Genomic DNA, 23,522 nt, shown 5'->3' with positions numbered 1-23,522 from the left:
GCTAGATGAGAGGTGACCGATCATGCTTTATCCACCGAATCCGAACACCCATCCTGACTGGCTCTCCCCCCACTCTTTGGCCTGGTACACGCAGTTGAGCAAAATGACTGGTGAATACGTATACCCATGGCGCTCTACCATTACGGAACCGAATGGCGAGTCACTTTTTATGGAAGAAATTAGTAGACTGGTTCCAAATCAATCCGTTCTCGACATCGGCTGCGGGCACGGTGCATTCACACTGCACTGGAGCCGTTCTGCCAAAGAAATCGTCGGCTTGGATGTGACAGAAAACTTTGTGCAAAACGCCCGTATGCAAACACCCGAAAACGTCTCCTTCGTTGTTACCAATACAAAATATACCCTCCCCTTCCATGACAATACGTTCGATTGCGCCTACAATCGCAAGGGACCTACCTCCGCCTATCCAGATATAGCACGTGTCGTCAAAAGAGGAGGCTCGTTCATCGGATTACATCCGGGCGATCAGTTGTCCGCCGAATTATTCGAATGGTTTCCTCATTTATTTGGTTCACGTCCAGCAGACACTCCGATCCTGCAAAATCTGCAGGAGAGACTCAGACAAGCTACTTTCCAGCGAGTGGATATTCAGACGGTGATTGCCACCGAGTATTTTCAGACCCCACTTGATGTCATTCGTATGCGTTGCTTCGGGCAAAGTCCCACTATTCTCACGTCCGCCATCGAGCAACACATGGACAGTGTTCTGCCGATTTTTGACCATTATGCGACTTCTGATGGTCTGCCCACTACGCATATGTATTACCTTGTTCGGGCGATTGTTTAATTCGTCTTATTAAAAAACCTCCAGCCGTATTTGGCCAGAGGTCGTCACTACCCTTATCCTTTTAGCAAAAAGCTGTTGCCGTCTTCATCCTGAAAAGTCGCATAGGTCCCCCATTGCATCTTGTTCAGTTCTCCTTGAAAAACAACGCCGTTCGCCCGCATCGTTTCGTACGTCTTTTCAACTTCTGTACATTCAAAAACGATCGAGGCTTTTTGTTCCTGCCAGTTGCTCATCATACTTTTCGGATAGAGCACCAAAGCAGTCTGGGCACCTGCTGGTCCTACCTCCAGCCAACTGCTGTTTGGTCCCATCGGGTGCTCTTGCTTGACCTCAAATCCAACCTTCTCTGTCCAGAAAACTTTAGCACGTTGCTGATCTTCTACGTAAACAGCTACCGTTGCCATTTTTGTAATCATAATATCCTCCTTACTAATTCAAGCATTTATCATCCCATTTTAACCGAAAAAAAGTTTACTTATCGCTATCAACAAACCCAAATGTTGACAACAGTTGCACGCAATTTTATATTTAATTACGAAATGTAAGAAACAAAGCATTGAATAAGCTTCTCCCTTTCAATGCATCATGTTAGTGTAAAAACAAGTTGCAGGAGGAATGCAAAGTGGGTAAGGATTTTATTGCAGCCGTAAAAGACAGAAGAACGTACTATGGGATCAGCAAGGAAAACGTTGTATCTGATGAACGTATTAAAGAAATCGTGCAGGAAGCAGTAAAGTACACCCCATCGGCATTCAACTCCCAAAGCGCTCGCGTTGTTGTCCTCTTGGGTGCGGAGCACGATAAGCTGTGGAACATTACCAAGGAAACGCTGCGTAAAATCGTTCCCGCTGAAAATTTTGGAGCCACGGAAGAAAAAATGAACTCCTTCGGTAGCGGCTACGGCACTGTTCTTTTCTTTGAAGACCAAAGCGTCGTCCAAAACCTCATGCAGCAATTCGAAGCGTACAAAGATAATTTCCCGATTTGGTCCGAGCAATCTTCCGGAATGCTTCAGTATGTTGTGTGGACTGCGTTGGAAACCGAGGGCTTCGGTGCTTCCTTGCAGCATTACAATCCACTCATCGATGAAGCAGTCCAACAAACGTGGAAGATCCCTAACGAATGGAAGCTGAGAGCACAAATGCCTTTTGGCAAACCAACCGCTCAACCAGGCGAAAAACAATTCCAGCCGTTGGATGAGAGAGTGAAGTTCTTTTCCTAAGTAACTTTTGTTCCATGTCTGTAATGGACGGCTCAGAATTTCCTATTTGGGCCGTCCTTTCGTGTATTGAGCGATTGCTTTCCTCTGTCGTCTGTGATAGTATTAGCTTAAACAAAAGATTCTTATTTAAAGCGTTCACATATTGTAAAGGGTTTACACTTATGTTTGAACCTTTTACAATGTGTGAATTTTATTTTATATAAATAAAAGTTACATATTCATTTTATTTTGTTGGAGGTAACACCCATGCAAACAGGTACAGTTAAATGGTTCAACGCAGAAAAAGGTTATGGCTTCATCGCAGTTGAAGGCGGAAACGATGTATTCGTTCACTTCAGCGCAATCCAAGGCGACGGTTTCAAAACCCTTGAAGAAGGCCAACGCGTAGAATTCAACGTAGTTGAAGGCAACCGTGGTCCACAAGCTGAGAACGTAACAAAACTGTAAATTACACATAAAGCTGCCCTTGCGAATAACAAGGGTGGCTTTTTTTTCCACATCTTTTTCCTCACATAATTCGTTCTTTGTTCCTAAAGGGCAGTTGACATTAGCCATGCCTCCCCATATAATCTCTTTATAATGCAGAGTAAAGCAACGGCGCTTTCTAGCATAAAATATTCAGAATGTACACAAGGGAATAAACGCGACATGTATTTTCCGTTTATTTTTAACGAGCTATGAAAGCGGTTCCAGTTGGCTGTTATTACCATTACCTGTAAACAAGTTCATAAAAGTAAGCAAAGGCGCTTAGGGTATCACTCATTTATTTAATGAGATCCTAAGTGCTTTTATTGTTTACATCCGCAAAAAGGTGGGATATCCATGGAGCACATTGGAAGCGTCATTATTTACATCATCATGTTATGTGCAGTAATTGGTGCCATTGCCGCGATCCGCAACAGCGATGAGGGTCTCGGTAAGGAGTTCATGGAAGGGATTCACTCAACAGGTTACATCTTCGTTCCTGCCGCCGGTATTATGGCGTCCCTCCCGTACATCTCTTGGTTCGTAGAAAAAGCGGTATCACCCATCTTTAACAAAATTGGAGCAGATCCTGCAATTGCGGCAACTGCGATTCTCGCATCTGACATGGGTGGTTATCAGTTGGCAAACCTCCTGAAGACCTCCACGGAAGGTTGGATTATGGCGATGATCGTCGGTCTGATGGCCGGTGCTACGATCGTGTTCTCCATCCCAATGGGACTTGCTATGTTGGACAAGCGCGATCATAAATACATGGCGCTTGGCGTAATGTCCGGTATTTTGACAGTTCCGATCGGTGCTTTTATCTCCAGTGCCATTCTCGTTTTGACAAATGCAGAGGTTCGCAATGAAATCTCGACGAACGCTGAATCGACTTATGCTTTTGCCATTGGCTTCGGACAGGTACTGCTGAACCTTTCACCAATTTTGTTCTTCGTATTAGCGATTGCTGCTGGTCTGCGCTTCCTGCCAGACTTGATGATTAAAGGCTTCATGATTTTCGGTAAGACAATGGATGCAGCTATCAAGCTCGTACTCGTTTTCTCGATCGTGCAACACTTTACTGGCATCTTCACAAAGATTTTCGGAGCTTGGGGCTTCGATCCGATCATCGCCGATCCAACCGACCAATACCGTGCGTTGGAGACCGCTGGTTACATCGGTATCATGCTCGCAGGTGCGTTCCCAATGGTTTACATGCTGCGTAAATATGCAGCGAAGCCACTCGAAGTATTGGGTAATAAGCTTGGCATGAGCCCTTCAGGTAGTGCAGGCTTGCTCGCAACGAGTGCAAACATCCTGGCGATGTTCCGTCTCATTCGTTCCATGCCGCCTAAAGACAAGGTTATCAACATTTCCTTCGGGGTTTGTTCCGCTTTCTTGCTAGGTGACCACTTGTCCTTCTCGGCAAACTTCCAACCAAACATTATCTTGCCGGTCATGCTCGGTAAATTGGGTGCAGGTATTATCGGGATTGCTTTTGCTTACTGGCTCTCCGTACCGAAAGCCCTTGAACTGGAAAAACAAGATCGTGCTGCTGGAATTATCGGACCAGATGAGTATCTGGATACTCACAACGCTCAAGCTGAAGTTGCAGCAACTAAACAATAAATGCAAAAGAGCGGTCCTTCGTGGGCCGCTCTTTCCTTTACACACCGTTCTTGCTCATCTCCCAAATTTCCAATGCAGATACCGGCTTTTTTGAGCACCCATCCATCGTTAATTCGCGAGCTTCTTTTGACCACAAAAAAGGATAGATTTCGAACATTTCATTGCCTTTTAGCTCGGAAACGTCCTTCTCCCAATCCGTCCAGAAAAATGTCTCATAAAACGTATGGATATCCCCGGTCATTGCCCAGTGCAAAAAGTCGGTATAGCCAATTTCAAGATCCTCCCACGCAAGACTGTCCGGAGCGAAATACCATATACCCCCTACCGAATCCGGAAACATTCCACCATTGATCGCAAAGAATCCCCCTATGACATCGTCTGCTACCAGCAGCATCCCGTTCAAGGCACATTGCTGGTTCCAAGAAGTGATGGAACGCGGCAAATGAGGATGGCCTGACCCTAGAATCCTTAGCCAGCCTTGGTGAATCAGAATCCCGCCTGTTTCAAAAGCAACAGCACCTAGCGTTGACCTCGTCGTCACTTGTAAATCAACAAGCTGTTTTTTCCCTTTCTCCAGTTCAACTGGAAGAAGAGTAATTTTCCGCTCTGATGCTGACTGCCATTTTTTTATTTCATCCATTGCTGAATCCTTTTCGCAGTACAATTCCTCGAAGCTTTTCATTTCAGTCTCCAATCTCGCCAAAATAAACAATAGTTTGGAAGCTGTTAGCTCGCCATGACTGACGGATGAATCCTCAACATCTACCCTTGATGGGCAGCAGCCTGTGGAGAGCAGCACAGATCCCCTTTGCCCGATTCAAGTGCAGACTTCAGGCTACCCAACACATGAGACCAAGCCATTTCGTGCCAGCCCCGAGCCTTTTCCCACTCCTCTCCCTCTTTCCAACCGAAATGCTCGACCAATACTTGCGTTTTCCCCGCTGTTTCAGACAAGGTGACAAGCACATATGTCAAAGCATCCTCGTGATTCATGGTATCTGCGAATTCATCTGGTCCCTTCCATGTAAAGCCCAGGCGCTCCTTCGGTTCAAAATGGGTAATGATGCAACCTTTCGTCCCCATCTGGTCGCGATTGGCTGGGTTGAAGTACAATTCATAGGCTCCGCCCAGGTACGGCTCAATCGTTGCATCAGGCGCAAACCACTGAACTAGCCGTTCCTTTCGTGTCCATGCCCACCAAACCAGCTCTATAGATGATGATACTTCTATCTCCGCTTTCAAGAAACCCATGGAACATCCCCCTAACTATTTTCCTAACAGTTTGAAAATAGCAATTTCTGTATAACCAGTCAATACAGAACACTCGCTATCCTCAACATTCACGCCCGAACGAGATTTCAAGCGTATAAATGAGTCTGAACAAGTCTGAATGGAATATTTTTTACTTAAAAGTGTAATTATGCAGTAATCGCATAAGAATGAATGCTATAATAGTTGAGTAAGTAAAAAATTTCACAATGGGGAGAGGAACGATGGAACAACCACTTGCTAAATCGGCTCATCAGAAATTACCCATTGGAAAATTGCTCAAGAGGGTCTTCGGTATCCTGATTGGTGCTTCCCTGTTTTCGGTAGCGCTCGAGATTTTTCTCGTACCGAACAATATTATCGACGGTGGAATCGTAGGTATCTCGATTATTACCTCGCATCTGTCTGGAATCCCTCTTGGCGTTTTCCTGTTTGTGCTTAACCTGCCCTTCTTGATCATAGGGTACAAGCAAATCGGAAAAACGTTTGCACTATCAACCCTCTTCGGGGTTACGATCATGTCAGTTGGAACGACATTCCTGCACGAAGTCAAAGGGCTAACGGATGATCCCTTGCTTGCGGCTGTTTTTGGCGGCATACTTCTCGGGATTGGTGTAGGACTCGTTCTCCGTTATGGAGGCTCTCTGGACGGTACAGAGATCGTCGCTGTACTGCTTAACAAGAAATCTCCATTCTCCGTTGGTGAGATCGTAATGTTCATGAACTTATTCATTTTGAGCAGTGCCGGATTTGTATTCGGTTGGGATCGCGCGATGTACTCGCTGATCGCCTATTACATTGCATTCAAAATGATCGATCTGACCATCGAAGGCTTCCAGGAGTCGAAAGCCGTATGGATTATTAGCGACAATCACAAGGATTTGGGAGATGCGATTGTTGCTCGTCTGGGCCGTGGCGTTACCTATTTGAATGGTGAGGGCGGCTATACCGGAGACGATAAGAAAGTGATTTTCTGCATCATTACGCGTTTGGAAGAAGCCAAGCTGAAGCTGATCGTGGAAGAAGTGGACCCGAATGCCTTCCTGGCTGTCGGCAATATTCACGATGTGCGCGGTGGGCAGTTTAAGAAGAACGCGATTCATTAAAGGGAAAAAAGTGTACCCTATAGATTGGGCGTTGGGGAACGTCTGTCTATAGGGTATTTTTTGTATGTTAATAATATATGGTAATATTTTCGAAGACTTTCTTTTTTCTATCTAAATTATTGTTTTTTAAAGTTAACATCTCAGCATGGGTAAGATTACGTAATGTTCCCTCATATACAACATTTCCAAAAGTATCACTCGTTGTATAACTGCCTTTTGTACTTTCATCAATAAACATTAATTCTTCATCTTTTACAAAAATCGATGTTTGATTTCCGTTGAAACTAATAAACAAATCTTGTTTTTCTCCGTCACCATTCGGAACCATAATTTATTGTTTTTTCTTTCATGAATCAAACACCTTCTCTTTCAATAATGCCAGAATTCAAAATAAAGTACGATACTCCTATATCTCAAGAAAAAAGGAGGTTTTCTCAGTGAATCAAGCATTCTCGATAGAACGAGTTCCTTTTGAACAGAAGCACGCTCTCAAGCAACTGTTGGAGCTGTATACGTACGACTTCACTGAGTTTGAGCCTTTCGAAGTAGATGACGACGGCTTGTTTGGCTACGACTACTTTGAGAAGTATTGGGTCGAACCAGAGCGCCATCCCTTTTTCATTAAGGTTAATGGTAAGCTGGCTGGTTTTGTCCTCGTCCGCATGCTCACAAGCCCTGATGCAAATTTGCCATCGGTCCACTCCATTGCTGAATTTTTTATCATGAAACGCTACCGTCGGCTTGGGATTGGAAAAGCGGTCTCCCATCAAATCTTCAAAATGTTCCCGGGTGCCTGGGAAGTCTTTCAATTGGAAAACAACATGCCTGCCATCGGCTTTTGGCGGGCGAGCATCTGCGATTACACAGCCAATCACTATGAAGAGCGTCAAGCGGATGGCAAAGTCATACAAACGTTCATTTCGAGACCATAGTAAAAAAAGCCAAGGGACAGCGCAAATCCCTTGGCTTTTTTTCATGAAAACGAACTAGCTGATAACCGCAGGAAAGGTCATCACGACAGCCGTTCCGCTACCCAGCTTACTGTCCACCGTAATCTCTCCCCCGTGCGCCAAAACGAGCTGCTTGGCTATCGCCATACCCAGCCCCGTCCCACTGGTATTCTCTCCTGTATGCCCACCTCGGTAGTATCTTTCGAACAGATTGGCCAGTGTCGTCTCATCCATGCCTGGACCATTATCCGCGATTTTGACCACAAACTGATCGGCTGCAATCGATTGTACCTCTACAAGCACATGTGTACCGGCCGGGGTATACTTGATCGCGTTTGTCAAAATGTTGACGATGATGCGGCGAAACCAGATTGGATCGACCTCGGCCGTTATCGATGGGACATTCGCCGAAAACTCGATATCATGCAAAGACGAGCTCGGATCGTTTACCATATCCACCACAATCCTGCGAATGGTTTCTACGATCGCGACAGGTTGTTTGACCATCGGCAAAGCTTGATTCTTGAGTCGATAGGTCAAATTCAAATCTTCAATCAGCCCGTTCATGTAGTCTGACTTTTCCCGAATCGTCTTCCCAAATTCGCTGACTTCTTTTCTATCCCACTCATACTGTTCCGACTCTAAAAAGGTAGCATAACCGTAAATCGAGCTCAGCGGTGTCTTGAGATCATGGGATAGCCCTGTAATCCATTCCTCTCGCGTCTGCTCGATCTCTTGCTGAAGCTTTTCGTTGGAGCGCAAGGTTTCACTCAGATGCCGGAGAGCGTCAAATACGTCCTTGAAAACACGAAATGACTTCTTTTCCTTCCCTCGCCAATTCCTTCCGATTGGTTTCCCCTTTTTTCCGATTGGCTCCTCATAGCGGCCTTGGGCCAGTCTGTCCAGCCAATTCACCATATGCAAGAGCGGCTTGCCTACCCGCCACGCATACCAGCTACCTGCAAATAAAACGACCAGGATCAAAAGAATACCGATCTGAAGGAACGTTTCCTTGACCATGGCATCCTCAGACGTTTCTTGGACACCAGACTGATAGGTTGGATTCGGTGTGCCCACTACGTAGGTCAAGTTGCTCTTCGTGTCATATCGACTCGTGATGCGGACAGGAACATTTTTAGTGGTCTCGCTGTTCTGAAGAGCCTCCGTCATGTCTAACTGGGCAGTAGCGTTCGGGTGATTCCATTGATGGATGAGCTTCCCCGTACGATCGTATACCAAGTACCATGCCTTTTCTTGGGAAAAGCTTTCGTTCAACTCGTCCCATGTCTCCTTGCTCGTTCCCGTTTTTTTTGCGATCAGGCGCTGCATCATTTCTTTTTCGGGAGCGGGTGTTCCATAGAGGATGATCATGTTTTCGTCAGATTGGCTTATAACCCAGTGCGTGACGTGATAGCGAGAAGCATCACGGTCTTCTACATAACTAATCCACTCTCCTGGCCTGAATTGACTGGGAACGTCAGCAGGTGTCCGATAGTTGTACAGTATTTTTCCGTGCTTGTCGATAATCTGCAACCAGCCTTGATGTCTCGCCACGCTCTTCTCAATTTCCGGATCAACGCGGATTCGCTTCTCCTCATACTCTATCTTCAATGTCAAATCGGATGCATCCAGCCAGGACAAATCGCTGGACAACTGCTCGTTCATAATGCGCCAGCCTAACCCCAGCATCGCGAAAATCAGAAATAGCAGCAAGACGAGGAGAAAACCGAACAGTTGCCGGACATATTGAAAAATCAGCTTGTTCCGCAAATTCATGACTGTCTTGCCGGACTAACCAGCTTGTAGCCCAGCCCTCTCACCGTGACCAAGAGCTTTGGCTGTCCCGGGTTTTCTTCTATGCGCTGACGCAGCTTGTGAATATGCACCATGACTGTATTTTCGTCAAACATCCCGTACTCGTCTTTCCATACATGATCGTAAATTTGTTCTTTCGTAAATACCCGGTTCGGATACTGGCAGAAAAAGACGAGCAATGAAAATACTTGCGCCGGGCAGTCCACTCGCTCTCCGTTCACGAACAGCTCGGCTGCCTCCACATTTACTTGAAAACGTCCAAAATCATAGCGCTTTTCTTCCTGCGATGGAGCAGAGCCCCCCAAGGTTCTGCGCAGATGAGCCTTCATCCGGGCAACGACCTCTAATGGATGAAATGGCTTCGTTATGTAATCATCCGCTCCATAGGCAAATCCGCTTAATTTATCAAAATCGGTACCTTTTGCTGTCAGAAAAAAAATCGGTGCCTTCGTTCGCTGTCGCACTGCTCCGCACAGCTCAAACCCACTTTTATCAGGCAGCATGACATCCAGAATCAACAAGTCGTATGTCTTCTCTTCCACGAGACGAATCGCCTCTGCTGCTGTCGTGCATGTATCGATCTGGACAAAGCCTTCCTTTTTCAGCACCGTTTGGAGCATCTGCAAAATCGCTTCTTCATCATCTACCAGCAAGATTCTTGCTTCTTTCTCCATATCCGTTCCCTCCCTTGCTGTCATACATTCTACCATGAGAAACGACGCCAATAAAAAAGATAAGGAAATGGTAAGGTAGTGTTTTAGTAGGGGAAAGGTCTGGCTATTATGATGAAGGAGAAAGGAGCGGATTCACCTATGTGGGCTATTTGCCAACACGAATTTTTTCGGTTGTTTAAAAGTATCAAATCGTTAATTACCGTTGCCTTTATTGTCGGCATCTCGTACTTGGTTTCTGACCTCGTCAATCAGGCAGCAAGTCTTCTCCCAGAACAGGAGCTGGCGCAGGGACATGCGCTTGGTATTTTTGCACTTATCATGCTGTTCGGGCCCTTGTTTGTATTCAGCCTGTCTCATGATGTCATAAATCGTGAGCTAGCGGGCAGGACAATTCGCTTTCTCGTCACCCGGACTTCACGCAATCAGATTATTTTAGGGAAATTTCTCGGAGTGGCGTTCTTTTGGTTAACCTGCATGATTATTACGTTTGGCGTAGTTTTCGCCACCGTGCAAACGTTTGACGCGAAGACCTTTTATCTATGCGTATCTCTGCTTATCTACTGCATCTCGCTGGCACTGCTGCTCTCGCTCGTGATACCTCGCCCCAGCTACACGATGTTTTTGGGAATCGTGATTGCACTGATTTTGCCAGGTATCGGACTATGGAGCACCTTCTCTAGTCACCCAGCAGCACCATGGATTAAATATTTGACACCCTTTTCATTCATGGAAAAAGGCGGCGCTTGGACCGGCTTCATTTGGCTCTATGCAGCAGCTTTCCTGATCGCTTCTATGTACTTATTCCGACGGAGGGATTGTTAATGGCAATGATCGAGACCATACAGTTGAACAAGCGCTTTGGCAATCGCACGGTCGTGAATGACGTCAGTCTTACTGTGCACAGTGGGGAGATTTTCGGATTCCTCGGTCGAAACGGCGCAGGAAAATCGACCTTTATCAATATGCTGACAGGTATTCTGATTCCGACAGCGGGTACCATTCGTATGTTCGGAGAAGAGGCCCATACAGAAGGATGGAAAAAACGAATTGGCGTACTGCCAGATTACTCCACCTTCTACGACCATTTATCTCCTGCGGAGCACCTGCACTATTTCGCTCGGGTAAAAGGCGTCACACTCACAAAGGAAGACTGTATACGCATCCTGACAGCCGTTGAGCTTGAGGAGCATGCATCCCGCAAAGCCAAAACGTTTTCCTTCGGGATGAAAAAGAAGCTGGGCATTGCCCAAGCCTTAGTTGGTGACCCGGAGCTCATCTTCCTTGATGAACCTACTTCTGGCGTAGACGTCGAATCAGCCCTGCATATTCAAAATTTGCTACGCAAGCTCCATCAACAAGGAAAAACGATCTTCATGACCTCGCACAATTTGAATGAAGTTGAGAAAATCTGTACCCGCATCGCCATCATGAAAAGCGGAAAGATCCGTTCACTCGGCACTCTCGATGAGCTGCAAGCTGCCCATCAGGCATGGCGATCTGTGAACGTACGTCACTCGGCTTTTATTACAGAGGATTCTGTAAACCTGCGCACCTTTATCGAGTCCCTCGGGCGCAATACGATTTGGGAAGATGGTCGTCTCTCGATTCAGGTTGATGACGATCAAAAAGTGGCAACCCTCGTTCGTGCTCTTGTTCAGGCACGCGTGGATATTTATGGCGTGAACGTTGAAGTCCCTTCGCTCGAACGAATTTTTATGGGGGAAGAGTCTCATGATGCTTAATCTCGTTTTTGTCCTGCTCCTATCCGGGATGCTGCTTTTCAACATCTCGATAGGAAAAAGCATGACTATCGGAAGTATGTCAATTACGATTGGCCTGATTGTCCTCAATCTCATCTTTTTCATCACAAAGTACAGGAAGAGTCAGCATGAAAAAATGGAAGATCAGGTTAGTCGATACGAACGATAATCAGGTTCATGTAAATGGGGGAAGATTCGCATGACAAGTAGGTTTCTGGATTTTGCCGTTATCCTGACAGGGGTTTTGCTGTATAGAATCTTTTGGGGAGATAGCCTTAAACCAGAAGTTATCGGGATTTTAATTGGGCTGATTATTGTTTCTCTCATCCTTTTCATGAGAAAGCAGTACGCAAAACGCTAGGAGCAAAAAGAGCAAGAAAATATGTAGAAAAAAAGCAGCTTGATTGCCACCGAAAACAGCCTGCAAGCTATGCGGCTATGGGGCAATAGGCTGCTTTTTTCTACAAGATTGCCAAAAGCTGATCCAGTCGTTCAATGACAGCGAGTGGCTGATGCTCTGAAGTAGGCTTTTTCCCTCGTGGATTGATCCAGACAGCTGAGAAGCCTGCGTCCATCGCGCCTGCTACATCTGCCTCCCACGTATCTCCGACGAACAACACCTGCTTGCTCTCAACTCCGAGTTTTTCACGAACATGTTCATATATACGTAGATCTGGCTTATGATGTCCGATGATTTCGGAGAGAAACACCCGCTCCCGTGGAAAATAAGCAGACAATCCCAACCTCTCCAGCTTGATAAATGCCATATCGACAGGACCATTCGTAACAATCCCTAGTTTATGCTCTTCTGCCAACCTCGCAATGGTAGACTGAACAGTGGGATCTGGCTGGACTGCGTCCATACATGCCACCTGATAGGCGCGTTGAAAATCGTCGACCTGCTCCACTTCAATCTGTCGGTTACAATCAGCCATAGCTCGCTGAAAACGCAACCTCCTGTATTGCGTAAAATCGTAGCGCTTAGCAATAACATCGATCCACAAATCATCTCCGTGGCGCCGCAGAGCTTCAAGGAATTTCTCTTGGTCGAGTTCTGCTGTAAGTGCATGGCTCGCAATCGTCTGCCGCATCCCTTTCTCCCAGCAAGCTGAAAAATCGAAGAGAGTGTCGTCGAGATCAAATAGGATTGTTGTAAATTTGGACATGGCTGAGTGGCGTCCCCTTCCTTTTTTCTTGCTGTTTTCATTGTGCATATGACTCTGTCTTTTGTTATGATCATTGTAACGGAAAAAGGAGGTGGAAACATGTCTAACGAAAAACTGGATATTTTAGTAGAGGGTATGAATGAGTTGCGTCTGATTGCTCATGCCCTCATAGATCGGCAGGACGAATTGGATGCCAAGATGGACGCTTTAACCATGGAAGTTCACCAGCTAAAAGCCGATGTTACCGAACTAAAGCAGGATGTCGCCATGTTGAAGCAAGATGTTGCCGAATTAAAGCAAGATGTTGCCATGCTGAAGCAAGATGTTGCTGAGTTAAAGGAAGGTCAAGATCGCCATGAGCGTATCTTGGAGACATTGGCGCTGCGTGCTCTCGAATGGAATAATTTCCGCCTCGACTTCATTCGCAAATCATCCTGATGCCTTTAGCTTTTAGGCAAATCCACAAGCAATGCCTCTTTCAACTCAACTGGTAAAGAAATAGATTGGCGTGTATTCGCATCGATCATGACCATTGTCACATCGGCGTCCGCCACTAATACATCTGCAGCGTTGTACAGCTCCTGGCGGATGACGAAGCTTTTTTCACCCACCTTGACCACCGTAGTAATCGCCGTTACCTCTTCACGCATTTTCAATTCTTTGCGGTAGTTAATGTTTATATTGGCCACTACCGGCATGATGGCCCGTCGCCTCAATTCGTCCAGCGTAAATCCTTGCTCCCATATCCATTCAAAACGCGCCCACTCCATGTACTCCAAATACTTGGCATTGTTCACATGTCCGATTACGTCAATATCAGTTGAACGCACAGTTAGATGATAGCGATGAGCCATCTTTCTCACTCCTTGTTTTTCTTTAGTATAACGAATTCAAGTTGCTGAGTGAACATTCATTCAAAATATTCCGAATGGTCATGCTGTTCTTTCCGGATCTTTTTCCTATAATATAAATAAACACTAGAAAGGAAGATTCGATGTTCGAACAAGAACTTTTGCCGACCTTGCAAACTGCTCGCTCCCGGTATCAGGATGCACTCGTCGAATTGGTTGAAGCCGAGCTTGGCTGGAAGCTGGCTCCGGGCTCTAATTCCATCGGATTTTTGATTCATCACATCGCGGAAGTCGAATATCGATTCTGTATGATGTTTTTCGGAAGAGCAATCCCGTCCGACATCACTCTCACTACCATTGGACCTGTGAAGGATGAAGGAAACTTTACCGACTTGTCTGCCTTGCTTGCTTTCAAAGATACTGCCTACCATCACTTGCTGGATTCTCTGGCTGCCCTGCCAAAAGACGCGTGGGACATCCCATGTGAAGCACCGATTGCCACATTGACTCCCCGTCAGGCACTTGGTCGACTGATCTATCATATGGGCTACCACGGCGGGCAGATTGGACTTATCCGCAAGTACGGAGGACCTCAATGAGTCTCATTTTGACAGGTGAGCGGCTCATCATTCGCGAATTGCTGCGCGAGGATTTACCCGACTTACTCGCCACCTACAACAGCAATCCAAAGTACAATCAGCTTCGAAACGGCACGAGCACAGTAAGTCTTGCTGAACTGGAAGCCGAATATGACGCTACCATAAGCATACCTTCCGGGCATTGGCTCGCTATTACTCGTGAAGGTACGATCATTGGAGTCATCCATATCGTCCTCTCCAGTGTAAACGATCCAAAAAGCTGGATTAGTCTTTTGCTTTTGCATGCCGATTATCAGCAACAGGGCTTTGGAAAAGAGGCAGTGACACTCATGGAATCCTACTGCATCCACCATGGCAGTGAGCATGTTCATCACGGTGTCATTGCGCATAATGAACCTGCTCTTCTTTTCTGGGGGAAGCTTGGCTATGAGCAGTATCGTCAGGTGGAGGCACCAGTCGGTCGTCTGACACAACCGGTGCTGCTGGTAGCCAAGTGGCTACCCCGTACAAATTAAGGAGGTGAAAGATATGAACCGTCGCCTTTTTGAAAATGATGTGCCCACCCTCCTCTCCTAGTCGGTGAGGAAGTGGTTCTCTTACTGCCTCCCGGCTACGGAATAACGCTCGAACGATTGATTCATTATTCCGGGAGGGACTTGTTATGTCACAATCACAATGGAAGCAAATGTTTTTAGGGGCTGTCTGCCTGACTCTCGCTGCAGCGATCTGGGGCGGTGTTTATGTCGTCAGCAAGGTCGTGTTGGAAGTGATTCCACCGTTCACGCTATTGATTTTGCGTTTTTGCATTGCTTTAGTCGTGCTGGCGGCATTTATCGTTGCTCGCAAGGAGCGTGTCGCGAAAAAAGATTACCCTTTGCTGATGGCCATCTCCTTTGTCGGGGTCACGATCTCAATCGCCGCACAATTTCTCGGTACCAAGCTGTCTACTGCCCATATGGGTGCTTTGATTACCTCCGCATCGCCTGCCTTTATTGCCATTTTTGCGGTCTGGCTATTAAAGGAGCGCATCCATCTGAAGCAAGCAGCGGGTATCTTGTTAGCGACGATTGGTGTCATCATCGTCATTGGTGTTCCTGATCAAGCTGACGCTCAGTCTTCCCTCGCAGGAAACCTGATTTTGTTCCTAGCAGCGATTAGCTGGGGATTGTATACCGTTCTCAGCAAAAAGGCAACGCAGCGCTATTCATCCCTGCTCGTCACTACCTACGTAGCATTGTTTGGCATCATCTTTACGAGTCCACTCATGTTTTGGGAGCTGTCTGTCACACCCGTCTCCTGGCAATTTGGTTGGGACATCTGGGCAGGCGTCCTCTATATCGGCATGATTTCTACCGCAGGTGCTTTTTATTTGTGGAACAAAGGCTTCGAGCTGATGCCCGCAGGGAGTGGGGCCGGGTTCTTTTTTGTACAGCCCATTGTTGGTGCATTTTTAGGCTGGCTGTTGCTGCATGAACATTTGGGTATTGGCTTTTTCGCTGGTGGCTCATTTATTTTCATCGGTGTCGCCTTGTCCACTTTGCGTACCAAAAATAAACGTGGATCGATGGAGGAACATCCTTTCCCCCATTCCAACGAGAAGCAAGGCTAAAATCGTGTTTGCTTACATGCTACGAGGGCTTCCCAATCGTTGGGAAGCCCTCGTTTTTTTAAGCTATGGACGAAAATATTGCCGTACACTTCCTTTTTCGAAAGATAGCTCTACTTCAGCAAATGCCCCATTTATAAACGTGATTTGTGGCGGCATATGCCCACAATCTATGTCGTAGAGGACAGGGACTTGCAGCTCTTCAGCCAGTTCCTGATAGACGTCTTCCACAGTGTAGCCGTCCACCGTCTGATTCGCTGGACTGCGCCCAAACATGATCCCCGCACAATGGTCGAACCATCCGGCCAGCTTCATTTGTACCAATGATCTGCGCAGATCAGTCGTTGAAAGCTCACAGTTTTCCAAATACCAGATGATCGCTTCATTCCCGATCTGTTCTTTTTGAAACGTTTGCACGTCCCCATACGGTGTGCCGATCACATGCCGAATGATATCGATACAGCCGCCAAGTAGCCGTCCCTGCATATTTACGTGGGGAGTAGTCTCTGTAGTTTTCCATACAGTCGGTTCCGTCAGGTGAAAGATATGCGGGGAAGGATTCGTATGCTGCCATTCCTTTTGATACATCGGAGAAGAGTACTGCAAGACTGACTCGCCCTTTTGCGTTGACAGAACTGTTTCCCACATAGCCGTCGTCTCATCCATATCTGCTCCACGCAAATCTATCAGATTCGTCCCATGGGCCGTAGCCATCCCCGTTTTTAATGTAATCGCGAGCAACAGCACACTCACATCCGAATAGCCTAACACCCATTTTGGTTGCATGGCATCAAAATCAAGCTTGTCTAAAATCTCAATCAGCAACTCGCCACCCCAAGGAGGAATGATGATATCGACGTCTTCCTCTTGCATCAGGGAGTTGAATTCGGCTGCGCGGTTAATGGCAGGAGCTGACTTGGCTTTTTCCTGTGTCCAGACTGTATCTTTGCAAACGATGGAATACCCCCTGCTCTCCATACGACTGCATGCCAACCTGATTAGTTCATGCAAATACTCTGGTACACCTGATGATGGTGCAGTTACCCCTATAGTAGCGCCCTTTTTCAACGATGGATACGTGATCATGCTTCTCCCTCCCGCTATGTATGATTTTGGATAATCATACCACATGCCACCAAAGTATTTTCCAGACGTAGGCCGAAGGGTAGACTGGAACTGCTTTTCTTAGACAAAAAAAAAGACGACCTATAGTCGTCATCAAAGTATATAAAACGGGAGGGAAGTAGAGGAGTTCAGACGAACGTGTTTCCTGTTCGTGAATGATTACTTCTTGCTAGCGTCAGTCGTTGTAGACTGTCCAGCGGAACTGCTGTTGTCGGTTCCGACAGCACCAGATGATCCAGTGCTGGTACCTGCATCAGATTTCGCATCTGTCGCAGGTGCTTCCGTAGACGAACCTGTGCCCGTCGATGCATCAGAGCTGTTCGCTGAAGCATCCGGAGTAGACTGATCTTGCGAAACCGAGCTATTGGTCGATTGTCCGCTATCAGAAGTGGAGGAGCCCGGAGCGGTTTCGCTTGTCGTGCCCTCCTGTTGTGTCGCCGGTTCAGGTGTTCCTGTTGTGTTAGAGCAGGCAACCAAGCTGCCAGACAGGAGTAATGCGACAGTGGCAATGGAGAACCACTTTTTGTTCATGTTCATTCCCCTTTCATTCCTTGGCTTCGTGACCTTCTCGCTGTCACACCTATATCGTAACGGGCAAAGATAACCATTCTGTAAGGAAAGTAGGAAAAAACGATGATCAAAATATGAAGAAAGTATGACCATGATCATTTTGAACAGATTCATTTTGAGCGGATCATGATTTAGTTCTCCGGCTTAATCCTAGGAAGCCATATCGTAAAAGTACTACCCTTCCCAGGCGAGCTCTCCACTCTGCATTTGCCATCATGCAGCTCTACCAGCTCTTTTACAATGGCGAGTCCAAGTCCTGTTCCTTTATTGTTCTTGGAACGTCCCCGATCTACTTTGAAAAAACGCTCCCAGATGCGGTCCAGGTCATCTGCTGCAATTCCCATTCCAGTATCGATCACTTGAATCTGTACGTATTCTCCATCCAGCGAAGCACGCATGCGGATTTCACCAGCAGACGTAAACTTGAGTGCATTCTTCACCAGATTTTTTAGAATTTGCGCGATCCTGTCTTTATCGGCATAAATTCGCGGAAGCTCGTCCTCTACCTCTACTCCCATGTGAAGCCCTTTTTCCTCTGCTTCTTGATGGAAGGAAAAAGCAACCCGATTCATGACATCTGCCACATCGACAGGGAACTTGACCAGATTTACTTCATTGTTCTCCAGCTTCATCAAGTCCATCAGGTCATCCACCAAGCGATTCACTTGCATCGTTTCGGTGTACATCACGGCGTAATACTTCTGTCGCGCCTCCTCCTCCTCTACCAAGCCATCCTGCAACGCCTCGAGGAAACCTTGGATCGCCGTGAGAGGCGTGCGCAATTCATGAGAGACATTCGCCAAAAAATCATTGCGAACTTGCTCCAAATGATGACGCTCCTGCTCTACCTTCTCCAGCTTCTGTGCCATCGTATTGATCGTTTGCGCCAAGTCGCTGATCTCGTCCGACGTATCGACCTGGACGCGCTCTGCATAATTCCCTCGACCAATTTCAGCCGCTGTTCTCTCAATGGTTCGCAATGGGCGGGAGATTGACCATGACAAATACGAAACCATGATCGTAGAAAGCAGCACCCCGAACAAGGTCGCCCACAGAATCGACTCGCGCATTTGACCAAAGGTTTTCTCAATTCCTTCAATCGGCGCGTGCAAAATAATTCCGCCGTAGACATTTTCGCCCTCGCCCCATGGGACGGAGACCGACAACATCGGATCATCCAGACCTTCGATTTGCAGCTCGGTAACCGCGCTTTTTCCCTTCAGCACGTTGTCCGCGATAGAAACTGCCACGGACTTACCCGTAAACATCTCATCCTTCATTGAAGTCGCGACAATTTTTCCTTTTGTATCAAATAACCAGATGCGGGTATCAAATGACTCGTCCAGCATTGCCAGCTTGTCCAAGAGCCGTTTGTTTACTTCATTGCTGTTATGGATAGCGGTATTTACTTTTTTGGCCATCCGCAAAAGCTCTTCTTCTTTGGCGTTGTAAATATACTCCTTCGTAAAAAAGGAGAGAACAATCCCTGTAATCCCCAACCCTACCAAAACGGTAGCCAAAAAGCTGACCAGCAGTCTGCGGTAGATACTTTTCGACATGCCTAGCATCAGCTATCCACCCCAAACTTGTAGCCGATCCCCCAAACCGTTTGAATGCAATCATACGGGAGCTTATCTAAACGCTGTCTGATCTTTTTAATATGAACATCGATCGTTCGAACATCGCCAAAATAATCAAATCCCCACACCTGTTCCAGCAATTGCTCCCGCGACCATACACTTCCTGGCGATTTGACAAGTTGAACAAGCAGATCAAACTCCTTCGGGCGAAAGCTGACTTTTTCCCCGGCAACGATCACTTCCCGTTTATCCAGATCTATCGTCAATTGCTCAAAAACAAAGGTTCGAAGCGCTGCCTCGTCTTCTACTTTTGGCTTTGGCTGCAATCTGCGCATAATCGCGCGGATACGCGCAACGATTTCACGTGGACTAAACGGCTTCGTCACGTAATCATCCGCTCCGAGCTCCAAGCCGAGAACACGGTCAAACTCCTCATCCTTTGCCGTCAGCATAATGATCGGCGTATCCCACTTTTTGCGGATTTCCCGGCATGCTTCAAAGCCATCCAACTGCGGCATCATGACATCGAGAATGACCACATCCGGCTGTTCCTTTTCCATCATCTCAAGAGCTTCTCGTCCATCTGTTGCTGCGATGAGCTCGATTTGTTGTTTTTCAAAATAAAGGCGTATAATTTCGCGTACGTTTGGATCGTCATCGGCAACCAAGACTTTCATCGTGGACATAGCCAATAACCTCCCTTCTTTCAAAACGACATAAAATGAAACATGCCGTTCAGACAATTTACGTTTTTCCATGGTAACATAGATCACCCATGTTGTGGACGGGTAGAAGTCCTATCCAGCTGGTAATAGCAGGACAAAATGGTTTGGAACAATAAAAAAGCGAGTGGACCTAAAGCCCACCCGCTCTTCATTCTTTACTTCGTTTCTCTTACAATCGGAACACTTCGCGTGAGACTAGCCCACAACAACCCTATCAGTGCGCCTGCAATAGCTGGGACCAGCCATCCAATTCCAACTTTGTACAGCGGCAATTGTTCCAGGATTGGCGTCAGCGAGTCGATAGACAATCCAAGCTGGGAAGCTCCATCCAACAGACTAATGACAGCCGTTGCTGTGATTGCACCGACATAGACCGAGCGATGTCCATTGAACATCCGATGACAAAACGTCAGCAGCATCAGCACGATAGCCAGCGGATAAATCGCCATCAAGACAGGAACGGAGAAGGTAATCAACTGTGTCAAGCCTACGTTTGCTACCGCAGCACTGAACACAGACAAAATTACCGCCATGTTCTTGTAAGAGATGCTAGGAATCCGACTGGAGAAAAATTGACTGCACGCAGTGACAAGCCCGACAGAAGTCGTGAGGCAAGCAAGCGTAACGGCTGCTCCCAGCAGTAGTGAGCCTAATGGACCGAACAGTTGATGCACGACCCCTGTCAAAATTTGTCCACCATTTTCCGATTTCGCAATCGAAACACTCGTCGCTCCCAAATAGCTGAGGGCAAGGTAGACGAGTCCAAGTCCGGTAGCGGCGAGAATTGCTGCTTTGATCGTAGACCACATCACTTTTTTGCGATCGATGATGCCTCTATCTTGAACAGCCGTTGTTACTACCAGACCAAATACCATCGCAGCTAATGCATCCAGCGTCAGATAGCCTTCGACAAAGCCTTTGAAGAATGCTGTATCCTGATAGGAGCCTATCGGTTGTCCCACCTCACCCATTGGAGAAATGAGCGATTTGACAAACATCAGGCCAATGATGATCAAAAGAGCAGGTGTCAAGACTTTACCAATTCGATCCACCAGCTTGCTCGGGTTCAGACTCAACCAGAAGGTGATGGCAAAATAGACGACCGTGGTCACAAAAAGCGGTACCCAACTGCCTTTCATCGATTCTGGCAAAAACGGCAACACGCCCATTTCAAAGGTTACTGTACCTGTCCGCGGAATCGCCATGAATGGACCAATCGACAGATAAACAATAAACGTGAACACGACTGCAAACATCGGATGGACTCTTGACGCCATCGTTTGCAAGTTACCTCCCGCCAAGCCTACCGCGATGATGCCTAGTAAAGGCAGACCTACACCCGTAATCAAAAAGCCGCCCATCGCGATCCAAACATTATCTCCTGCAGCTTGTCCTAGCGCTGGCGGAAAAATCATATTCCCTGCTCCAAAGAATAGGGCAAACAGCATTAAACCAATTGTAATTGTTTCTTTCGTGGAAAGTTCTTTCATATGAATCCTCTCAATATTGTTTAATAAAATAAAATTTTCATTAGTATAACTTAAAATTAACTCACTATTCAACCTTTAATTTTTTAAAATTATTGAACTTTTGTCAAAAATGAAAGTTCTTACAGGTCAAACATCTCTTTTCTCTTGATCGCCCCCACAGCTTCCCATACGTACAGACAATAGATACTGCGCCATGGAGCCCACTTTTCCCCTAGTTTGCGAATATCGTTTTCATTCGGCTTCGTTTCCATCCCATAGAGGTGCACAATTCCATTTCGCAAACCGATGTCAGCAGCAGGCAACAAGTCTGGACGTCCCATTCCAAACATGAGTAGGCACTCTACTGTCCACCGCCCAATTCCTCGTAGCGAAGTGAGGTACGTAATGATTTCCTCATCCTCCATTGTCCATAGTCTTTCCAAATCTACCGTTTCATTCACAATGGCACGCGCGAAATCGATGATATACTCTGCTTTTCGCTGACTAAATTGCAGAGAGCGCAAATCCTCCACAGTCAATCTCGCTACCGAGTCAGGTGTCGGAAAAGCAATGATGCCCTCGCCGTTTTGGTTTTCTACTGGGTCGCCTGCAAGTGTAACCAGCCTCTCGGTCAAATTGGCTGCAAAGGTCAGATTGATCTGCTGCCCGATGATCGTCTTGACCATACATTGAAACAAATCAGCATCCAGCATAGGACGAAGACCGCGAAACCGCTCAGTCAGGATGGCGAGCTCACCCTCCTCCCTCATCTGCTCGTAAATAACGGATAGCTCCAAATCGGCACTAAAAGTACGGCGAATCATTTTTTCTAGCAGCTGTTGGTCTGACGTGGACAAAATCGCTTGTGTCCCATAACGCAATGCCGGTTCTTCCAAGCTACCCATAAATTGCATATGGACCAGAACAGGCCGTAAGCCGATACGAAAGACGCGCTGTAGGCTATTTTTTTCTTGATTCACACGTATCTGCGTATCTGGATGTGTCTCTAGACGCCGAAGCAACCGGTCAAAAGAATATGGAGGAGTAAGCGAAATAATCCAACAATTCACAAGACTATCACCTTTCCAGATAAAATAAAAACCTCCGGAGAATCTCCGAAGGTGTCAAGTATACTTCGCAAAACTTATTTCGTAAACATCCCTTTGAGAACAAATTTCACGTTTGCCGGACTTTCTGCCAAACGGCGCATGAAATATCCGTACCAGTCGTTTCCGTACGGTACATAAACACGCATTTTATAGCCTTCGCGAGCCAAGTCAATTTGGGACTGCGTACGAATACCATACAACATTTGGAATTCAAACTGTGTACGCGGGATGCTGTGTTCCTTCTCCAGCTTTTTCACAAAATCAATGATGTTGTCATCATGAGTTGCCACAGCAGCGTACCCGCCGTTCAACAGATGCTGCTTGATGATTTTTTTGTAGTTCTCATCTACATCTGGCTTGTTCGGGTAAGCGACTTCAGGAGACTCCTTGTATGCTCCTTTTACGAGACGGAAGTTCACTTTTTTGTCCTTCAAGCTGTCGATATCGTCCGATGCTTTGTAGAGATACGCCTGAATAACGGTTCCGACGTTGTCGTACTCTTGCAGTAATTCGTTCAAAATCTCCATGGTCACCTGATTGTGTGCGTAGTCCTCCATGTCGATACGAACGAAAATGTTTCCGTTTTTCTTAGCCGAATCCAAAATGCGTCTCATGTTGTCCATGCAAAGCTCACGGCTGATATCCAGACCAAGCGAAGTCATTTTCAACGAAAGATTGCAATCGACACCAGATTGGTGGATCGCATCCAGCGTTTTGATGCAATAGTCAGCAGATTCGTTTGCTTCCTCTACGCTGAACACGAATTCGCCCAAGTGATCCAGCGTGCATACCAGACCTTGCTGGTTCAGCTTGCGTACGGCGTTGATTGCCTCCGCGATTGTTTGACCAGATACAAAGCGGCTCGCTCCAAAGCGCAGGCCCCACTTTTTTGCGGCAGAATTTAAGGTTTTGTTTTTGGATAAGAATAGAAAGAAATCCTTCATCGCTTGTTCCATCGTTGACTGTCTCCTCCTCAACGTACTCTGTCCACTTCTACAAGCATGAATCGTGCCAACTATTTCAC

The 23,522-nt window shown here is 46.6% G+C and carries 29 protein-coding genes; 14 read left to right on the top strand and 15 right to left on the bottom strand.

Features of this window, described 5'->3' with window-relative positions:
- Positions 1 to 22 precede the first annotated feature (22 nt).
- A complete protein-coding gene (locus BBR47_RS05095) occupies positions 23 to 808 on the top strand; it encodes a class I SAM-dependent methyltransferase (RefSeq protein WP_012684684.1) in 786 nt (261 codons plus the stop codon).
- A 53-nt stretch (positions 809 to 861) separates the two neighbouring features.
- Here the strand turns inward: BBR47_RS05095 and BBR47_RS05090 are convergent, their stop codons facing one another.
- Entirely contained in the window at positions 862 to 1,224 is a 363-nt protein-coding gene (locus BBR47_RS05090; protein ID WP_012684683.1) for a VOC family protein, read from the bottom strand.
- Positions 1,225 to 1,430: 206 nt separating this feature from the next.
- Here BBR47_RS05090 and BBR47_RS05085 point away from each other — a divergent pair, with 206 nt between their 5' ends.
- From BBR47_RS05085 to eutH, 3 genes are all read left to right on the top strand, one after another.
- Entirely contained in the window at positions 1,431 to 2,030 is a 600-nt protein-coding gene (locus BBR47_RS05085; RefSeq protein ID WP_012684682.1) for a nitroreductase family protein, read from the top strand.
- A gap of 246 nt (positions 2,031 to 2,276) precedes the next feature.
- Positions 2,277 to 2,477 (top strand): cold-shock protein, encoded by a 201-nt coding sequence (locus tag BBR47_RS05080; protein WP_007725380.1) that lies wholly within the window; start codon positions 2,277 to 2,279, stop codon positions 2,475 to 2,477.
- Between the two features lie 375 nt (positions 2,478 to 2,852).
- A complete protein-coding gene (gene eutH / locus BBR47_RS05075) occupies positions 2,853 to 4,124 on the top strand; it encodes an ethanolamine utilization protein EutH (protein WP_012684681.1) in 1,272 nt (423 codons plus the stop codon).
- Between the two features lie 37 nt (positions 4,125 to 4,161).
- Here eutH and BBR47_RS05070 read toward each other — a convergent pair whose 3' ends face one another.
- Positions 4,162 to 4,923 carry a DUF2625 domain-containing protein gene (locus tag BBR47_RS05070; protein ID WP_231850558.1) on the bottom strand — a complete coding sequence of 254 codons (762 nt, stop codon included), beginning with the start codon at positions 4,921 to 4,923 and terminating at the stop codon, positions 4,162 to 4,164.
- On the bottom strand, positions 4,887 to 5,375 hold the full coding sequence (locus BBR47_RS05065; RefSeq protein WP_012684679.1) for an SRPBCC family protein: 489 nt from the start codon (positions 5,373 to 5,375) through the stop codon (positions 4,887 to 4,889). Before BBR47_RS05065 ends, BBR47_RS05070 begins: the two co-directional genes overlap by 37 nt.
- A gap of 242 nt (positions 5,376 to 5,617) precedes the next feature.
- Between BBR47_RS05065 and BBR47_RS05060 the strand changes: the two genes are divergently transcribed.
- The gene (locus tag BBR47_RS05060) at positions 5,618 to 6,499 is read left to right on the top strand and encodes a YitT family protein (protein ID WP_041749263.1); all 882 of its coding nucleotides are present in this window, start codon (positions 5,618 to 5,620) and stop codon (positions 6,497 to 6,499) included.
- 67 nt (positions 6,500 to 6,566) lie between these two features.
- Here the strand turns inward: BBR47_RS05060 and BBR47_RS05055 are convergent, their stop codons facing one another.
- Positions 6,567 to 6,827 carry a hypothetical protein gene (locus BBR47_RS05055; protein ID WP_041749262.1) on the bottom strand — a complete coding sequence of 87 codons (261 nt, stop codon included), beginning with the start codon at positions 6,825 to 6,827 and terminating at the stop codon, positions 6,567 to 6,569.
- A 109-nt stretch (positions 6,828 to 6,936) separates the two neighbouring features.
- Between BBR47_RS05055 and BBR47_RS05050 the strand changes: the two genes are divergently transcribed.
- Positions 6,937 to 7,431: a GNAT family N-acetyltransferase gene (locus BBR47_RS05050; RefSeq protein WP_012684676.1), complete on the top strand. Its 495-nt coding sequence runs from the start codon at positions 6,937 to 6,939 to the stop codon at positions 7,429 to 7,431.
- A gap of 54 nt (positions 7,432 to 7,485) precedes the next feature.
- Here BBR47_RS05050 and BBR47_RS05045 read toward each other — a convergent pair whose 3' ends face one another.
- Positions 7,486 to 9,225, bottom strand: coding sequence for a sensor histidine kinase (locus BBR47_RS05045; RefSeq protein ID WP_012684675.1), 1,740 nt, complete (start codon positions 9,223 to 9,225; stop codon positions 7,486 to 7,488).
- Complete coding sequence (locus BBR47_RS05040) at positions 9,222 to 9,938, bottom strand: response regulator transcription factor (RefSeq protein ID WP_012684674.1); 717 nt, start codon at positions 9,936 to 9,938, stop codon at positions 9,222 to 9,224. The genes BBR47_RS05045 and BBR47_RS05040 overlap by 4 nt, the downstream gene beginning before the upstream one ends.
- A 108-nt stretch (positions 9,939 to 10,046) precedes the next feature.
- Between BBR47_RS05040 and BBR47_RS05035 the strand changes: the two genes are divergently transcribed.
- Genes BBR47_RS05035 through BBR47_RS31155 form a run of 4 tightly spaced genes read left to right on the top strand, consistent with a single transcriptional unit; the run spans position 10,047 to position 12,059 of the window.
- Positions 10,047 to 10,760, top strand: a complete 714-nt coding sequence (locus BBR47_RS05035; protein WP_050763818.1) for an ABC transporter permease — start codon at positions 10,047 to 10,049, stop codon at positions 10,758 to 10,760.
- Entirely contained in the window at positions 10,760 to 11,680 is a 921-nt protein-coding gene (locus tag BBR47_RS05030) for an ABC transporter ATP-binding protein (protein WP_012684672.1), read from the top strand. Before BBR47_RS05035 ends, BBR47_RS05030 begins: the two co-directional genes overlap by 1 nt.
- Positions 11,670 to 11,867 (top strand): hypothetical protein, encoded by a 198-nt coding sequence (locus tag BBR47_RS05025; RefSeq protein ID WP_041749261.1) that lies wholly within the window; start codon positions 11,670 to 11,672, stop codon positions 11,865 to 11,867. The genes BBR47_RS05030 and BBR47_RS05025 overlap by 11 nt, the downstream gene beginning before the upstream one ends.
- A gap of 30 nt (positions 11,868 to 11,897) precedes the next feature.
- Positions 11,898 to 12,059 carry a hypothetical protein gene (locus BBR47_RS31155; RefSeq protein ID WP_172801911.1) on the top strand — a complete coding sequence of 54 codons (162 nt, stop codon included), beginning with the start codon at positions 11,898 to 11,900 and terminating at the stop codon, positions 12,057 to 12,059.
- A 100-nt stretch (positions 12,060 to 12,159) separates the two neighbouring features.
- Here BBR47_RS31155 and BBR47_RS05020 read toward each other — a convergent pair whose 3' ends face one another.
- A complete protein-coding gene (locus BBR47_RS05020) occupies positions 12,160 to 12,864 on the bottom strand; it encodes an HAD family hydrolase (protein ID WP_012684670.1) in 705 nt (234 codons plus the stop codon).
- 99 nt (positions 12,865 to 12,963) lie between these two features.
- Between BBR47_RS05020 and BBR47_RS05015 the strand changes: the two genes are divergently transcribed.
- Positions 12,964 to 13,302 carry a hypothetical protein gene (locus BBR47_RS05015; protein WP_041749260.1) on the top strand — a complete coding sequence of 113 codons (339 nt, stop codon included), beginning with the start codon at positions 12,964 to 12,966 and terminating at the stop codon, positions 13,300 to 13,302.
- Positions 13,303 to 13,307: 5 nt separating this feature from the next.
- Here BBR47_RS05015 and BBR47_RS05010 read toward each other — a convergent pair whose 3' ends face one another.
- A complete protein-coding gene (locus BBR47_RS05010) occupies positions 13,308 to 13,718 on the bottom strand; it encodes an acyl-CoA thioesterase (protein WP_012684668.1) in 411 nt (136 codons plus the stop codon).
- 140 nt (positions 13,719 to 13,858) lie between these two features.
- Between BBR47_RS05010 and BBR47_RS05005 the strand changes: the two genes are divergently transcribed.
- From BBR47_RS05005 to BBR47_RS04995, 3 genes are all read left to right on the top strand, one after another.
- Positions 13,859 to 14,314 carry a DinB family protein gene (locus BBR47_RS05005; RefSeq protein ID WP_012684667.1) on the top strand — a complete coding sequence of 152 codons (456 nt, stop codon included), beginning with the start codon at positions 13,859 to 13,861 and terminating at the stop codon, positions 14,312 to 14,314.
- Positions 14,311 to 14,829 (top strand): GNAT family N-acetyltransferase, encoded by a 519-nt coding sequence (locus tag BBR47_RS05000; RefSeq protein WP_012684666.1) that lies wholly within the window; start codon positions 14,311 to 14,313, stop codon positions 14,827 to 14,829. Before BBR47_RS05005 ends, BBR47_RS05000 begins: the two co-directional genes overlap by 4 nt.
- A gap of 146 nt (positions 14,830 to 14,975) precedes the next feature.
- Positions 14,976 to 15,923 carry a DMT family transporter gene (locus tag BBR47_RS04995; RefSeq protein WP_012684665.1) on the top strand — a complete coding sequence of 316 codons (948 nt, stop codon included), beginning with the start codon at positions 14,976 to 14,978 and terminating at the stop codon, positions 15,921 to 15,923.
- 63 nt (positions 15,924 to 15,986) lie between these two features.
- On the opposite strand, the gene BBR47_RS04990 is transcribed toward BBR47_RS04995, so the two are convergent.
- The 7 genes from BBR47_RS04990 to BBR47_RS04960 form a co-directional block, all read right to left on the bottom strand.
- The gene (locus tag BBR47_RS04990) at positions 15,987 to 17,006 is read right to left on the bottom strand and encodes a S66 family peptidase (RefSeq protein ID WP_012684664.1); all 1,020 of its coding nucleotides are present in this window, start codon (positions 17,004 to 17,006) and stop codon (positions 15,987 to 15,989) included.
- 198 nt (positions 17,007 to 17,204) lie between these two features.
- A complete protein-coding gene (locus BBR47_RS04985; protein ID WP_041749259.1) occupies positions 17,205 to 17,576 on the bottom strand; it encodes a hypothetical protein in 372 nt (123 codons plus the stop codon).
- A gap of 170 nt (positions 17,577 to 17,746) precedes the next feature.
- Entirely contained in the window at positions 17,747 to 19,183 is a 1,437-nt protein-coding gene (locus tag BBR47_RS04980) for a sensor histidine kinase (RefSeq protein ID WP_012684662.1), read from the bottom strand.
- On the bottom strand, positions 19,183 to 19,881 hold the full coding sequence (locus BBR47_RS04975; RefSeq protein ID WP_041749258.1) for a response regulator transcription factor: 699 nt from the start codon (positions 19,879 to 19,881) through the stop codon (positions 19,183 to 19,185). Before BBR47_RS04975 ends, BBR47_RS04980 begins: the two co-directional genes overlap by 1 nt.
- Positions 19,882 to 20,075: 194 nt before the next feature.
- Complete coding sequence (gene brnQ, locus BBR47_RS04970) at positions 20,076 to 21,410, bottom strand: branched-chain amino acid transport system II carrier protein (protein WP_012684660.1); 1,335 nt, start codon at positions 21,408 to 21,410, stop codon at positions 20,076 to 20,078.
- 119 nt (positions 21,411 to 21,529) lie between these two features.
- Complete coding sequence (locus BBR47_RS04965) at positions 21,530 to 22,459, bottom strand: DNA-3-methyladenine glycosylase family protein (protein ID WP_012684659.1); 930 nt, start codon at positions 22,457 to 22,459, stop codon at positions 21,530 to 21,532.
- A 74-nt stretch (positions 22,460 to 22,533) separates the two neighbouring features.
- Positions 22,534 to 23,454: a proline dehydrogenase family protein gene (locus tag BBR47_RS04960; RefSeq protein ID WP_012684658.1), complete on the bottom strand. Its 921-nt coding sequence runs from the start codon at positions 23,452 to 23,454 to the stop codon at positions 22,534 to 22,536.
- Positions 23,455 to 23,522: the final 68 nt, after the last annotated feature.

It is taken from the genome of Brevibacillus brevis NBRC 100599, assembly GCF_000010165.1.
Lineage (GTDB): Bacteria > Bacillota > Bacilli > Brevibacillales > Brevibacillaceae > Brevibacillus > Brevibacillus brevis_D.
Note: the sequence above shows the minus strand (reverse complement) of the source record. Positions and strands in the feature narration are given on the sequence as shown.

Bases quoted from the DNA above. Each gene is read 5' to 3' on its own strand.
- BBR47_RS05055 (WP_041749262.1), bottom strand. From the start codon at position 6,827: ATGGTTCCGAATGGTGACGGAGAAAAACAAGATTTGTTTATTAGTTTC.
- BBR47_RS05030 (WP_012684672.1), top strand. From the start codon at position 10,760: ATGGCAATGATCGAGACCATACAGTTGAACAAGCGCTTTGGCAATCGC.
- BBR47_RS05010 (WP_012684668.1), bottom strand. From the start codon at position 13,718: ATGGCTCATCGCTATCATCTAACTGTGCGTTCAACTGATATTGACGTA.
- BBR47_RS05000 (WP_012684666.1), top strand. From the start codon at position 14,311: ATGAGTCTCATTTTGACAGGTGAGCGGCTCATCATTCGCGAATTGCTG.
- BBR47_RS05060 (WP_041749263.1), top strand. From the start codon at position 5,618: ATGGAACAACCACTTGCTAAATCGGCTCATCAGAAATTACCCATTGGA.
- BBR47_RS05020 (WP_012684670.1), bottom strand. From the start codon at position 12,864: ATGTCCAAATTTACAACAATCCTATTTGATCTCGACGACACTCTCTTC.
- eutH (WP_012684681.1), top strand. From the start codon at position 2,853: ATGGAGCACATTGGAAGCGTCATTATTTACATCATCATGTTATGTGCA.
- BBR47_RS05095 (WP_012684684.1), top strand. From the start codon at position 23: ATGCTTTATCCACCGAATCCGAACACCCATCCTGACTGGCTCTCCCCC.
- BBR47_RS04995 (WP_012684665.1), top strand. From the start codon at position 14,976: ATGTCACAATCACAATGGAAGCAAATGTTTTTAGGGGCTGTCTGCCTG.
- BBR47_RS05015 (WP_041749260.1), top strand. From the start codon at position 12,964: ATGTCTAACGAAAAACTGGATATTTTAGTAGAGGGTATGAATGAGTTG.
- BBR47_RS05025 (WP_041749261.1), top strand. From the start codon at position 11,670: ATGATGCTTAATCTCGTTTTTGTCCTGCTCCTATCCGGGATGCTGCTT.
- BBR47_RS05065 (WP_012684679.1), bottom strand. From the start codon at position 5,375: ATGGGTTTCTTGAAAGCGGAGATAGAAGTATCATCATCTATAGAGCTG.
- BBR47_RS04990 (WP_012684664.1), bottom strand. From the start codon at position 17,006: ATGATCACGTATCCATCGTTGAAAAAGGGCGCTACTATAGGGGTAACT.
- BBR47_RS31155 (WP_172801911.1), top strand. From the start codon at position 11,898: ATGACAAGTAGGTTTCTGGATTTTGCCGTTATCCTGACAGGGGTTTTG.
- brnQ (WP_012684660.1), bottom strand. From the start codon at position 21,410: ATGAAAGAACTTTCCACGAAAGAAACAATTACAATTGGTTTAATGCTG.
- BBR47_RS05080 (WP_007725380.1), top strand. From the start codon at position 2,277: ATGCAAACAGGTACAGTTAAATGGTTCAACGCAGAAAAAGGTTATGGC.
- BBR47_RS05035 (WP_050763818.1), top strand. From the start codon at position 10,047: ATGATGAAGGAGAAAGGAGCGGATTCACCTATGTGGGCTATTTGCCAA.
- BBR47_RS05005 (WP_012684667.1), top strand. From the start codon at position 13,859: ATGTTCGAACAAGAACTTTTGCCGACCTTGCAAACTGCTCGCTCCCGG.
- BBR47_RS05045 (WP_012684675.1), bottom strand. From the start codon at position 9,225: ATGAATTTGCGGAACAAGCTGATTTTTCAATATGTCCGGCAACTGTTC.
- BBR47_RS04960 (WP_012684658.1), bottom strand. From the start codon at position 23,454: ATGGAACAAGCGATGAAGGATTTCTTTCTATTCTTATCCAAAAACAAA.
- BBR47_RS05090 (WP_012684683.1), bottom strand. From the start codon at position 1,224: ATGATTACAAAAATGGCAACGGTAGCTGTTTACGTAGAAGATCAGCAA.
- BBR47_RS05040 (WP_012684674.1), bottom strand. From the start codon at position 9,938: ATGGAGAAAGAAGCAAGAATCTTGCTGGTAGATGATGAAGAAGCGATT.
- BBR47_RS04980 (WP_012684662.1), bottom strand. From the start codon at position 19,183: ATGCTAGGCATGTCGAAAAGTATCTACCGCAGACTGCTGGTCAGCTTT.
- BBR47_RS04975 (WP_041749258.1), bottom strand. From the start codon at position 19,881: ATGTCCACGATGAAAGTCTTGGTTGCCGATGACGATCCAAACGTACGC.
- BBR47_RS04985 (WP_041749259.1), bottom strand. From the start codon at position 17,576: ATGAACAAAAAGTGGTTCTCCATTGCCACTGTCGCATTACTCCTGTCT.